Raw genomic sequence first — 12701 nt, forward strand, 5'->3', positions numbered from 1 at the left:
GCGCCGTCGTTCAAATCGTGATCTGCGTTCCCAATTCCACCACGCGGTTGGGCGGGAGCTGGAAGAAGCGGGCGGGGGACAAGGCGTTGGTCGCCAGCCAGGTGTAGAGCGCGATGCGCCAGCTCTTGAGGTCGGGATGCTCGCCGGCGACCAGCGTCTCGCGGCCGAGAAAGAAGGTGCAGGTGTCCGGCTCCAGCGGCAGGCCGTAGGCGCGGCAACGCTCCAGCGCCAAGGGCACGTTGGGAAATTCGAAGAAGCCGAAACGAATTTTCACCTCGAAGAATCCCTTGCCGAGCTTTTTCACCTCGACCCGGCGGCCCAGGGCGACGAAGGGTACATCGTCGAAGGTGATCGAACACAGGATCACGCGCTCGTGCAGCACGTGATAGTGCTTGAGGCTGTGCAGCATCGGGCCCGGCGTCACGTCGGTGCGGGCGGCAAGGAAGATCGCGGTGCCGGCGACGCGCTCGGCCGGCGCGCGGGCGAGGAAGAGGTCGATCGGCAGGGTGCCGTCGCGCTGGTGCTCCAGATGCACGCGGCGGCCGATGCGCCAGGTGTCGATCAGCACGAACACCGCCGCCGCCATGGCGAGCGGCAGCCAGCCGCCCTGAACGACTTTCAGCGTGTTGGCCGACAGGAAGGCGAGATCGACGAAGCCGAGGACGCCGAACACCGCGATCACCACCGGCAGGCGCCAGCGCCAGCGCCTGACCGCCACCACCGCGACCAGGAAGGTCGAGATCACCATGACGCCGGTCACCGCGATGCCATAGGCCGCGGCCAGCGCGTCGGAGGTCTTGAAGATCAGCACGATCAGCACGACGCCGACCGCCAGCATCGTGTTGATGCGCGGCACGTAGATCTGGCCCTGCTCGGTCGCCGAGGTATGGCGGATCTCCATGCGCGGCACCTGACCCAGTTGCACCGCCTGGCGGGTGATGGAGAAGACGCCGGAAATCACCGCCTGGCTGGCGATCACCGTGGCCATGGTGGCGAGGGCCACGACCGGGTAATGCGCCCAATGCGGCGCCAGGGCGTAGAAGGTGTTGGCGGTCGCGTGCGGATCGGAGAGCACGATCGCGCCCTGGCCGAAATAGTTGAGCAACAGCGCGGGAAACGCGAAATAGAGCCAGGCGGTGCGGATCGGCTGGCGCCCGAAATGGCCCATGTCGGCGTAGAGCGCCTCGCAGCCCGTGACCGCCAACACCACCGATCCGAGCGCGACGAAGGCGGTCCAAGGCTCGCGCGCGAACAGCGCATAGCCGTAATAGGGATTGACGCATTCGAGGATCACCGGATTGTGCGCGATGGCCGCCGCGCCCAGCGCCGCCATCACCACGAACCACACGACCATGACGGGGCCGAACATCTTGCCGATGCGCTCGGTGCCGAAACGCTGCAGCACGAAGAGGCCGATCAGGATGGCCAATGTCAGCGGCAGGATCAGCTGCTTCAGGCTGGCGCTTTCGACGCCGAGACCCTCGACGGCGGAAAGGACCGAGATCGCCGGCGTCAGCATGCCGTCGCCGTAGAACAGCGCGAGGCCGGCGAGCGAGACCAGCGCGATGGCGGTCTTGAGGCCGCGGCCCAGGCCCGTCGAGCGGTGTGCCAGCGCGGCCAGCGCCATCACGCCGCCCTCGCCATTGTTGTCGGCGCGCATGATGAAGACGACATATTTGACGGTCACCACGATCACCAGCGACCAGAAGATCATCGACAGGGCGCCGAGCACGGCGAAGGGCGCGGGCGAAAGGCCGCCGGCCGCGATCACCGACTGCTTCACCGCGTAGAGCGGGCTGGTGCCGATGTCGCCGAACACCACGCCCAGCGCGCCGAGCGTCAGGCCCGCCTCGCGCCGCCAACCCACCGGTGCAATCGCCGCCGCTGTCATCTCAGATCGTGACCTGGGTGCCGAGCTCGACCACGCGGTTGGGCGGCAGATGGTAGAACCGCGCCGGCGACAATGCGTTGGAGGCAAGCAGCATATAGAGCCAGGTGCGCCAGCGCCCGAGCACCGGATGCTCGGCGGGCACCAGCGTCTCATGGCCGATGAAGAAGGTCGCGGTCTCCACGTCGACCACGATGCCGAAGGGCCGCGCTTCGGACAAGGCGCGCGGCACGTCCGGCGTCTCGAAGAAGCCGTGATGGATTTTCACCGAATAGAACCCCTTGCCGAGCTTCACGACTTCGAGCCGTTTTTCCGGCGGCACCAGCGGCTGGTCCTCGACCACCACGTTGCAGAGGATGACCCGCTCGTGCAGCACCTTGTTGTGCTTGAGGTTGTGCAGCAGGGCGCCCGGCATCACGTCGTTGCGCGAGCTCATGAACACGGCGGTGCCGGCGACGCGGGTGGTGAACTTGTCGGCGCGGTCGAGGAACAGGCTGAGCGGCATGGAATCGTTGCGGATGCGGTCCTGATGGGCGCGCCGCCCGATGCGCCAGGTCTCCATTACCAGGAACACGCCGGTGGCGATCGCGAGCGGCAGCCAGCCGCCCTGCGGTATCTTAAGCAGGTTGGAGAGCAGCATGGTGACGTCGATCAGCGCCAGCAGGCCGAACACGGCGAAGGCGAGCTTGAGGCCCCAATGCCATTGCCGCGCCGCCACCAGGCTGACATGGAAGGTGTCGATCACCATCACGCCGGTCACCGCGATGCCATAGGCGGCGGCGAGGTTCGACGAGTTGCGGAACACCAGCACGATCAGCACGACGCCGATCAGCAAAAGCGCGTTCATGCGCGGCACGTAGATCTGGCCGTAATCGGTCATCGAGGTGTGGCGGATCTCCATGCGCGGGAGTTGGCCGAGTTGCACCGCCTGGCGGGTGATCGAGAACACGCCGGAGATCACCGCCTGGCTCGCGATGATGGTCGCCAGCGTCGCCAGCGCCACCAGCGGAAAATGCGCCCAGGGCGGCGCCATGGAATAGAAAGCGGTACTGGCGTGGTTCGGATTGGCCAGCAACGACGCGCCCTGGCCGAAATAGTTCAGCACCAGTGCCGGCAGCGCGACGATGAACCAGGCGGCGCGGATCGGGCGGCGGCCGAAATGGCCCATGTCGGCGTAGAGCGCCTCGCACCCCGTCACCGCCAGCACGACGGAACCGAGCGCGACGAAAGCCGTCCACGGTTCGCGCACGAACAGCATGATGCCGTAATAGGGATTGAGCGCGGTCAGGATGACGGGCGCGCGGATGATCCAGCTCACGCCGAGGATCGCCAGGACCGCGAACCACACCACCATGACGGGTCCGAACAGCCTTCCGATGCGCGCCGTGCCGCGGCTCTGGATGAGGAACATCCCGATCAGGATGGCGAGGGTGAGCGGCAGCACCAGCGGCTCCAGCGAATGGCGCCCGACCGTCAGGCCTTCGACCGCCGACAGCACCGAGATCGCCGGTGTCAGCATGCCGTCGCCGTAGAACAGCGCCAGGCCCAGGATGGCGCCGAAGCCGATCATCGCCTTGACCCGGCGGCCGAGCCGGGCCGAGCGGTGCGCCAGCGTCGCCAGCGCCAGGACGCCGCCCTCGCCATTGTTGTCGGCGCGCATGATGAGGACGACGTATTTCAGCGTCACGATGATGACGAGCGCCCACAGGATGAGGGACAGCGCGCCGAAGATCGCAAGCTGGGCCGGCATCGCGCCGACCTTGGTGGCGAGCACCGTCTCGCGCATCGCGTAGAGCGGGCTGGTGCCGATGTCGCCGAACACCACGCCGAGCGCGCCCAGCGTCAGCATCGCGTCGCGCTTGAACGAGCGCGGCGCCTCGGCGACCGGCGGCGCGTGCACGGCGGGCACGTCGACGCCGGCGAGCGGATCGTTCGCCGAGACGGAGGCGAGGCGTTCTGGCTGGCTCACGGCGTTGGCTTGGGGCTCATCCGGTGGGGCGGTAACGCGAAGCTGGCCTTCAAGGTTTGCAACGCTCTCGCCCTTTTCGGGCGGGACTCGGAGCAAAGGTTCCGTGCCGCGAGGGCGGGGAAAATAAGCTTCTAACCCCACGCCGCAAAGAGGGGCGAGGCGGAATAGCGCAGAATTCCGCTAAGCGGCTGAAAGTGCTCAGCGATCGCCGTCGGACGCATCGGCATCCGCATCCGTGGCGGCGATCTGGCGGGCGATCGGGTCGTCCGCCAGGGATCTTCCGTTCGCGGCGACCAGCGGATTGCCGGCCGGACCGGGCCCGATGAAGCCCTGCACGCGGTAGACCCTGGTGCCCCAGGAACCGCTGCGGATGTTCCACACCTTCACCTGGGTCCAGTCATTGTCGGCGCTGACATCGACCACCGGGTCGTTGACGTAGACCGCGCCGTCGTCGAGCCAGTTGGCGTGGTCGATGCGGATCTCGCGCGGCGAGACGATCCGGCGGACCACCGCGACATGGGCGCGGTGACGCGAATAGCCGTTGAGGACCAGGACCGCGCCGGGGATGGGCGAAGCGCCGCGGGCGTAGACGCCGGCCGCCTTGTCCCACCAGGCCGTGGCGTTGCCGAACAGGTTCACGCCGGAATGTTCGCGCGCATAGGGCACGCATTGCAGATGAGTGCCCTCGACGGTTGTCGGCGCGGTATCGGCGTCGTCGTCGGGGTAGAGGGTCGGATCGACCAGCGGCGACGCGGGCGTGGTGCCCCGCACGACGGGGGCGTAGGCAAGGTCGGCGGCGGTCGGGCCGGTGCCGGCCATCGAACCGCATCCGCCCAACAGGGCGCAGACGGCAACAACGGAGGCGATCCGGACCAGTGATCCAGCGTTCATGCGATTTGCCCCTCCAAAGCCCGGTGCGGCGACCGAATGGCCACGCTACCGGATCGGGTTCAAATCGCAGTTAGAGAAACCCGCCGCATTTGAAAAGATCAAAATTTACTTGCTTTTTTTACCGTTCTTCGGACCGGATTCCGCGGCGGGGCACCGAACTGCCCGATCCCGTTAACCCCATGGCCCCGATCGAGACCAGTCCGGTGACGGCGAAGAAGAAGAAAAGGGCACTCCAGGACTGCTCGGTGAAGGCGAAAATCGGCAGCAAAAGACCGATCACCAGCTCCGGCCCGCCGCGCCAGCCGCCGGCATAGCGCTCCCCCGGCCTGAGCGTCCGGTGGAAGGTCATTTCCGAGCTGAAGAACGCCTCCAGCGTGGCGCGGGTGTTGGCCAGGATCAGCCCGGAAGGGAAAACGACGGCCAGCGCGAGCGAGCGGGCGATGCAGGGCAGCTTCTCGCGCCCCAGCAGGACCTGGCCCAGATAGAGATAGGCGGTGGAGGCGACCAGGCCCAGGGCCGAGACCGACAGGCCCAGGAGCGAGACGCTGAAAAGATAGACCACGTCCATATACATCAGCGTCAGGCTGATGGCGGCGCTGGCGAAGGCCAGGGCGAAGAACGCGAACTGCCCCATCTGCAGCGTCATCGCCGCTTTCTTCCACAGCGGCATGGAGCTGGCCCAGATCAGCGGCATGAGCTTCACGGCGGTCTGGGCATGGCCCTTGTTCCAGCGCGCCTGCTGCGCGCGCCAGGCGGCGGCGGTCTCGGGCAATTCGCCGGGCACTTCGATGTCCGACAGCATCGCCGAGCGCCAGCCCTGCATGACGCAGCGCATGGAGAGGTCGAGGTCCTCGGTCAGCGTGTCGCCGGTCCAGCCGCCGCCGTGATCGATCGCGGCGCGGTTCCACACCCCGGCGGTGCCGTTGAACGACATCGGCAGGCCGGCACGGAAGCGGCCTTCCTGCTCGACCGCAAAATGCGCGTCGAGCAGCATGCCTTGGGCGCGCGTCAGCCAGTTCTTGGTGCGGTTGGCGTGGCCCCAGCGCGCCTGGACGAAGGCAAGGCCCTGGTCGGCGACGAGCGCCGGCACGGTGCGGCGCAGGAAATCGGTCGGCGGCACGAAATCGGCGTCGAAGATCGCGACATAGGGTGCGTCGGAATGACTGAGCCCGAAGGCGAGGTTGCCGGCCTTGAAGCCGCTGCGCTCGTTGCGGCGAAGCACGCTGAGGTTAATGCCTTCCGGCACGACACGCATGATGTTGCGGACGAGCTCGCCGGGATCGCCGACGCGGCCGTCGTCGAGCACCTGGATCTCCAGCTTGTCGGCCGGCCAGTCGAGCCGCGACGCCGCCGCGGCGACGCGCACCGCGAGCGGGCCTTCGTCGCACACCGGAAGCTGTACCAGCACGCGCGGCAGGGCCTCGTCCGGCAAGAGCGGCATGCGGACCCGCGGCTTTTCGCGGAAGAGGCGGAAATAGCTCAGCACCACGAGCTGGATCGACAGCGCCGCGATGATGCAGAGCACACCCGCCAGGGCACATTGCAGTACGAGAGACAAGCCGGTCATGCGAAGCGTTCGGTCCCCATTCGAATTCGAAGGTAAACGCCCCGTCGGCCGGGGAGGCCGTCGGATTTGTAACGGCCCGGTTAGCTTTAGCAAGGCCGGGGGGCCGGCTCAATCGAGGGTGCGGCGGAAGCGCAGCAGGGCGATGGTGCCGACGGCGAACAGAAAGAGAATGAGCGGCCAGACATCGGGCCAGATCTCGGCCGGGCCGTTGCCCTTGAGCAGGATGCCGCGCACCACCCGCAGGAAATGTGTCACAGGCATTGCCTCGCCGATCCATTGCGCCCAGACCGGCATGCCCCGAAACGGGAACGCGAAACCGGACAAAAGGATGGCGGGCAGAAGGAAGAACACCATCATCTGCATCGCCTGAAGCTGGCTCTGCGCGATGGTGGAGAAGGTGTAGCCGACAGCGAGGTTGGCGGCGATGAAGAGCACCGATACCACGAACAGAAGGCCGAGCGAGCCGAGCATCGGCACGCCGAAGACGAAGCGCGCCGCGACGAGCACCAGCGCGGCCTGCACCAGGCCGACCAGGATGTTCGGCGCGATCTTGCCGATCATGATCTCCACCGGCCGCGCCGGCATGGCGAGGAGATTCTCGTAGGTGCCGCGTTCGCGCTCGCGCGTCAGCGCCATCGAGGTCATCAGCACCATGGTCATGGTCAGGATGATGCCGAGCAGGCCCGGCACGATATTGTACTGGGTGACGATCTCCGGATTGTAGAGACGGTGGATCACCGCGGTGAAGGCCGGCGTCGGCGGCGCGCGGATCGCCAAGGGTCCGGTCAGGTCGTCGCGCAAGGCGTCGCTCGCGATCTCGCCCAAGGCGCCCACCGCGTTGGACGCGGAGGACGGATCGGTGGCGTCGGCCTCGATCAGGAGTTCGGGCTGGGCGCCGCGCACCAGGTCGCGGCTGAAATTCGTCGGGATCTCGACGACGAAAGACACTTTGTCCTCGGCAAGAAGCCGGCGCGCGGCGTTCGGATCGTTGGTCGCCCTGACGACCTCGAAATAGCCGGAGTTGCGAAGCGCCGCGACGATGGAATTGGCGAAGGTGCCGGGATCCAGGATCGAGACCGCGGTCGGCAGATGGCGCGGATCGTTGTTGATCGCGAAGCCGAACAGCAGGAGCTGCATCAGCGGCACGCCGAAGATCATGGCGAAGGTCAGCCGGTCGCGGCGAAGCTGGATGAACTCCTTGATCAAGACGGCGTTGACACGGCGCAGGGAGAAGGTCGCGCTCATGACGTCCCTCCGGTGTCATGGCCCGCGAATGCGGGCCACCCAGTTGGGCACAAGCCTATCTGTCGGGAATTTCGTTCGCTTTCATTTGAGGCGTTCGTGCCGGATGTCACCTGGGTGGCCCGCATTCGCGGGCCATGACAATTTGTTTTTCGGCGGGGCGATAACCTCACGCGTAGTCCCCCGTGCCTTGTTCCTGGAGCTGGATGAAGACGTCTTCCAGGCTGGGCGGGGCTTCGTGGATCGCCAGGCCAGGCTTGTCGCGGAACGGCGCGAGCGCCTGTTCCAGCGCGGCGCGGTCCTTGCCGCTGACATGCAGCGCGGCGCCGAAGAAGGCGACGAATTCGACGCCGGGCTTGCCGCGCAATTCGCCCGCCAGCGCCCTTGCGCCCTCGCCTTCGACGACGAAGGTGAACAGTCCCGACTTCGCCACGACCTCGGCCACCGTGCCGCGCGCCATGACGTTGCCGAGATTGATGTAGACGATGCGGTCGCAGCGCTCCGCCTCATCCATGTAATGCGTGCTGACGAGAACGGTCAGGCCTTCGCCGGAGAGCCGGTGGATCTCGTCCCAGAAATCGCGCCGCGCCTTGGGATCGACGCCGGCGGTCGGCTCGTCGAGCAACAGCATCTTGGGCGCATGCAGCATGCAGGCGGCGAGCGCGAGGCGCTGCTTCCAGCCGCCGGAGAGATCACCGGCCAGTTGCTCCTGGCGCTTGACGAGGCCGAGGCGCTCCAGCGTCTGCGTCACGGCGGCGCGGGCGTTGGGCAGTTCGTAGACACGGGCGACGAAATCCAGGTTCTCGCGGATCGACAGATCCTCCCAGAAGCTGAACTTCTGGGTCATGTAGCCGACCTCGCGCTTGATCTGTTCGGACTGGGTGCGGAAGTCGTGACCGAGCACCGTGCCGTCGCCTTCGGTGGCGCGCAGCAGGCCGCACAGCATGCGGATCGTCGTGGTCTTGCCCGAGCCATTGGGACCGAGAAAGCCCCAGACCTGTCCCGCCGGCACGGCGATGTCGATGCGGTTGACCGCGACCTTGGAGCCGAAGCGCTTGGTCAGGCCGTGCACGTCGATGGCGAGTTCGGTGGTCACAGCGGCCTGACGTCGACCGGCTGGCCGGGGTTGAGCCTGATGCCGCCGGGGACGCGCGCCTCCAGCTTGAACACCAGCTTCTCGCGGCTGCCGACGGAGAAGATCACCGGCGGGGTGAACTCTTCCTGCTGCGCGATGAAGGTGATCGTCGCGGCGATGCTCCGCGCGCAGCCGTCGCACGAGATCGCGACACGCTGGCCGAGCTTGACATGCGCCAGCTGGCCCTCCGGCACGAAGAAGCGGACGAAGACGTTCTGCGGCGGCAGCACCGAGACGACCGGCGTCATCGCCGGGGCGTATTCGCCGGCGCGGAAATAGACGTCCTCGACCCGGCCGGTGGTGCGCGCGATCACGTCGCGCTCGGAGAGCTGATAGGCGGCGCCGGCGAGCGAGGCGCGCGCCTGCGCGATCTGGGCCTCGATCTGCGCCACCTGCGCGCCGGCGGAATCGTAGGTCGCCTTGGCGACGTCATAGGCCTGCTTGGTGCCGGCCTGCTCGGCGAGCAGGTTGGCTTGGCGGACCAATTGCTTCTGCGCCAGCACCAGATTGGCCTTGGCGGCGGCGAGCTGGCCCTGCGCCACCGCGATGGCGGCGTTGGCCTGGTCGCGGGCCGAGGCCTGGTTGGTGTCGTCGAGCGTGAAGAGAAGATCGCCGGTCCTGACCGCGTCGCCGCGGCGGACCGCGACCCGGGCCACCCAACCGGCCTGGGGGGCGGCGATGAAGGCGTCCTCGCCTTCGACATAGCCGAGCCAGGCGGGCTTGTCGTCGTCCCCGCCGCAGCCCGCGAGCAGCAGCAGCACGGCCAGCATCAGCGCGTGTTTCATGGCGTCTTTCCTTCCGGCGCGAGGCCGCGGAACAGGACATCGAGATGGGTCTCGATCAGGCCCTGATAGTCGTAGGGCTCCGGATCGAAGGCGGCGAAGGTCGAGCGCCACACCGCGCCCAGGAGCACCGGCGCCATGCAAAGGCGGATGACGTGATTCACCGGCGCGCGGCGGAATTCGCCCCGCGCCATGCCGCGCTCGATCACCGAGGACAGCGCCGCCATGCCCTTCTCGATGATCTCGAAGCGGTAGAAGAGCGCGAGTTCGGGGAAATTCCCGCTTTCGGCGATGATGATCTTGGGCAGCACGACACGCTCGCTGTCGAGCAGCGCCGTTATCGATGTGAGCGCGGAGCGCAGGAGGTCGCGGGCCGAGCCTTCATGGCCCGCGATCTGTTCCGCGACGGCGCCGATCGTGTTGCCGATCGATTCGCGCACCAGCGATTTGAACACCGCTTCCTTGTTGTCGAAGTAGAGATAGATCGTGCCCTTGGTCACGCCGGCTTCGCGCGCGATGTCGTCCATCCGCGCCGCGGCATAGCCCTTGGCGGCGAACACTTTCAGCGCGGCATCGAGAATCTCGGCCGGACGCGCCTGCTTGCGACGGCTCCAGCGCTGTTCGTGCGTGTCCATGGCGTCCAATTAATAACTGACCAGTCAGTTATATAGTGAACCTTCTGCCAGAGCCAGTGCGCGCTGGCAGAACAAGGCTGGAACCGCGAATAATAGTTCTTGCATGAAACACCCGTTACATGTAACGGGTGTTTCATGCATGCACCCATTGATCGCCGGACCGAACTGCTTGGCAAGATCGTCGAGGCGCTGCTGGACAGCGGCGCCGGCGATCTGTCGCTGCGCCCGCTGGCCGAGCGCGTGGGCACCAGCGCCCGGCTCCTGATCTATCACTTCGAGTCCAAGGAGGCGCTGGTCGCCGCCGCGCTGGCCGAGGTCCGCCACCGGATCGGCGCTTCGCTCGCGCAGCGTGCCGCCGACATCCATCCGACATCCCTGCGGACGCTGCTCATGATGGCCTGGGAGTGGGCGCTCGAAGAGCCCAACCAGCGCTATTTCCGGCTTCTGTTCGAAGTCGACGGCCTTTCCATGTTCGACCGGATCACGTTCTCCCGCGAAGTCCGGGCGGCCAACAGCGCGGTCTGGATCGCGCTGATCGACAAGGCGGCCCTGCGCCTGTCCGAAGGCGGCAAGACCTTCTCGGTCCATGCCGTCCTGATCCGGGGCGCGTTCACGGGGCTGCTGCAGGAATTCCTCACCACCGGCGACCGCGAGAACACCACCGCCGCGCTCGGCGCCCTGATCGATCTGCTGTCCGGCACCGCGCCCGCGGCTTCTCAGCAAGGATACCGGTCATGACCAGCGTTCCCCCGGCCAAGGGTTGGCGCAAGGTGACGGGCCACGTCGCCGTCCGGGCGCTCTTCAAGAGCGTGCTTATCAACATGGTCGCGCCGGTGATCCTCTACCGGCTGTCGGCGCCGCATTATGTGTCGACCAGTCTTCTGCCGCTGGCGATCTCGGGCGTGCCGCCGATCCTGTGGCTCGCCTATGGCGTGATCAAATTGCGCGCCATCGACTTCCTCGGCCTGTTCGCGGCGGAGAACGTCGTGGTGAGCATGACCGCCCTGGTGCTCGCCCATACCGAGCGCGACGCGCTGATCGGGCGGTCGATGCAGAACGTCGTGCTGGCGGGCATTTTCCTGGCCTCGCTCGCTTTCGCCAGGCCGCTGATGTTCTACATGGCGCGCCAGCTTTCGACCGGCAACGATCCGGCGCAGCGCGACAGCTTCAACCGTGCCGCCGCGCAGCCTTATGCCATGCGCGCCTATCGCGTGCTGACCTGGGGCTGGACGGCGGCGCTCCTGATCAAGGCGGCCGGCGGCTATGTCCTGGCGGCGCATCTGCCGACCAACACGTTCCTGCTCGCCTCGCCGCTCTGGGATCTGGTCAGCGATTCCGTGCTGGTCGGCTGGACCATCGTCTATGGCCGCGCCAGGCTGGCCGCCGCGAGCGACCGCGCGCCGCCCGCGATGTCGTCGGTGGTGCTGCCATGACCGATGAGGAATTGCATGGCCCTCTGCTCAACCAGCAGGGATCGCGCCACAGCCTGAACACCCCGGTCCTGGTGATCGATCTGGACGCGCTTTCCCGCAACATCGCCGCGATGGCCGATTTCGCCCGGAGCAAGGGCCTGTCCCTGCGCCCCCACGCCAAGACCCACAAGAGCCCGGAGATCGCCAAGCGACAGATCGCGGCCGGCGCCATCGGTATCTGCTGCGCCAAGATCGGCGAGGCCGAGGTCATGGCCGATCACGGCGTCGTTCGCGGCCTGCACATCACCTCGCCCGTCGTCTCGCGACCGGCGGTCGCGCGGCTGGCGGCGCTGAACCTTCGCACCGAGGACCTGTTGTGCGTGGTGGACAATCCGGCCAACGTCCAAGCGCTGGGCGCGGCGGCACGCGCCGCCGCGAAGCCGTTGTCGGTCATCATCGACATCGATCCCGGCATTCGCCGCACCGGTGTCGGCTCGCCGGAAGCGGCCGTCGCATTGTTCGAAGCGATCACGTCCGAAGTCTTCCTCACCTACCGGGGCGTGCAATGCTATTGCGGCGCCCAGCAGCACATCGAAGCGTTCGAGGACCGCCTTGAGTCCATGCAGGAGCGGGCCGCCTTCGTCCGCACCGTCATCGAAGCGCTCACCGCCGCGGGCGGTCGGCCGCAGATCGTGACGGGCGGCGGCACGGGCACGCACCGCATCGATCCCACGCTCGATCTCTTCACCGAACTTCAGGTCGGCTCTTATGTGTTCATGGACGGCCAATATCTCGCCTGCGACCTGACCGGCGACGGCGAGCCTTCCCCGTTCGAGACCGCCCTGATGGTCGACGCACGGGTGGTCAGCGCCAACACCCCGGGCCTCGTCACCCTGGATGCCGGCTTCAAGGCCTTCGCCACCGACGCCGAAGCGCCGCTGGTACTGGCCGGCGCGCCGCCGGGCGCGCTCTACCGCTTCATGGGCGACGAGCACGGCGCGCTGTTCCTGCCCGACGGCGGGACCCTGCCGCTTGCCGCCATGGTGACGCTCGGCGCGCCCCATTGCGATCCGACCGTCAACCTCTACGACACCTATCATGTGGTGCAGGGCGACACGCTGCGGGCGCTCTGGCCGGTCGCCGCCCGCGGCCGGTCGCGCTAGACGGCCCTGTATCAAAC

General features: G+C 67.1%; 11 protein-coding genes. 3 read left to right on the forward strand and 8 right to left on the reverse strand.

The window, feature by feature from the left end:
* Positions 1-10 precede the first annotated feature (10 nt).
* The 8 genes from WDM86_09920 to WDM86_09955 all read right to left on the reverse strand — a co-directional run bounded on the left by WDM86_09920 (position 11) and on the right by WDM86_09955 (position 10109).
* Complete coding sequence (locus tag WDM86_09920) at positions 11-1891, reverse strand: potassium transporter Kup (GenBank protein ID MEI9990344.1); 1881 nt, start codon at positions 1889-1891, stop codon at positions 11-13.
* Between the two features lies 1 nt (position 1892).
* Positions 1893-3857, reverse strand: coding sequence for a potassium transporter Kup (locus WDM86_09925; GenBank protein MEI9990345.1), 1965 nt, complete (start codon positions 3855-3857; stop codon positions 1893-1895).
* A gap of 198 nt (positions 3858-4055) precedes the next feature.
* A complete protein-coding gene (locus tag WDM86_09930) occupies positions 4056-4748 on the reverse strand; it encodes a CHAP domain-containing protein (GenBank protein ID MEI9990346.1) in 693 nt (230 codons plus the stop codon).
* Positions 4749-4866: 118 nt separating this feature from the next.
* A complete protein-coding gene (locus WDM86_09935) occupies positions 4867-6315 on the reverse strand; it encodes a glycosyltransferase family 2 protein (GenBank protein ID MEI9990347.1) in 1449 nt (482 codons plus the stop codon).
* A gap of 108 nt (positions 6316-6423) precedes the next feature.
* The gene (locus WDM86_09940) at positions 6424-7560 is read right to left on the reverse strand and encodes an ABC transporter permease (protein ID MEI9990348.1); all 1137 of its coding nucleotides are present in this window, start codon (positions 7558-7560) and stop codon (positions 6424-6426) included.
* A 166-nt stretch (positions 7561-7726) separates the two neighbouring features.
* Positions 7727-8653, reverse strand: a complete 927-nt coding sequence (locus WDM86_09945) for an ABC transporter ATP-binding protein (protein MEI9990349.1) — start codon at positions 8651-8653, stop codon at positions 7727-7729.
* On the reverse strand, positions 8650-9477 hold the full coding sequence (locus tag WDM86_09950) for an efflux RND transporter periplasmic adaptor subunit (GenBank protein ID MEI9990350.1): 828 nt from the start codon (positions 9475-9477) through the stop codon (positions 8650-8652). The genes WDM86_09945 and WDM86_09950 overlap by 4 nt, the downstream gene beginning before the upstream one ends.
* Positions 9474-10109 carry a TetR/AcrR family transcriptional regulator gene (locus WDM86_09955; GenBank protein ID MEI9990351.1) on the reverse strand — a complete coding sequence of 212 codons (636 nt, stop codon included), beginning with the start codon at positions 10107-10109 and terminating at the stop codon, positions 9474-9476. Before WDM86_09955 ends, WDM86_09950 begins: the two co-directional genes overlap by 4 nt.
* Before the next feature lie 135 nt (positions 10110-10244).
* Between WDM86_09955 and WDM86_09960 the strand changes: the two genes are divergently transcribed.
* Genes WDM86_09960 through WDM86_09970 form a run of 3 tightly spaced genes read left to right on the forward strand, consistent with a single transcriptional unit; the run spans position 10245 to position 12684 of the window.
* Positions 10245-10847, forward strand: coding sequence for a TetR/AcrR family transcriptional regulator (locus tag WDM86_09960; GenBank protein MEI9990352.1), 603 nt, complete (start codon positions 10245-10247; stop codon positions 10845-10847).
* Positions 10844-11542 (forward strand): VC0807 family protein, encoded by a 699-nt coding sequence (locus WDM86_09965; protein ID MEI9990353.1) that lies wholly within the window; start codon positions 10844-10846, stop codon positions 11540-11542. The genes WDM86_09960 and WDM86_09965 overlap by 4 nt, the downstream gene beginning before the upstream one ends.
* Positions 11539-12684, forward strand: a complete 1146-nt coding sequence (locus tag WDM86_09970) for a DSD1 family PLP-dependent enzyme (GenBank protein ID MEI9990354.1) — start codon at positions 11539-11541, stop codon at positions 12682-12684. Before WDM86_09965 ends, WDM86_09970 begins: the two co-directional genes overlap by 4 nt.
* Positions 12685-12701 lie beyond the last annotated feature (17 nt).

Source organism: Rhizomicrobium sp., from assembly GCA_037200045.1.
In the GTDB taxonomy this organism is placed as follows: domain Bacteria; phylum Pseudomonadota; class Alphaproteobacteria; order Micropepsales; family Micropepsaceae; genus Rhizomicrobium.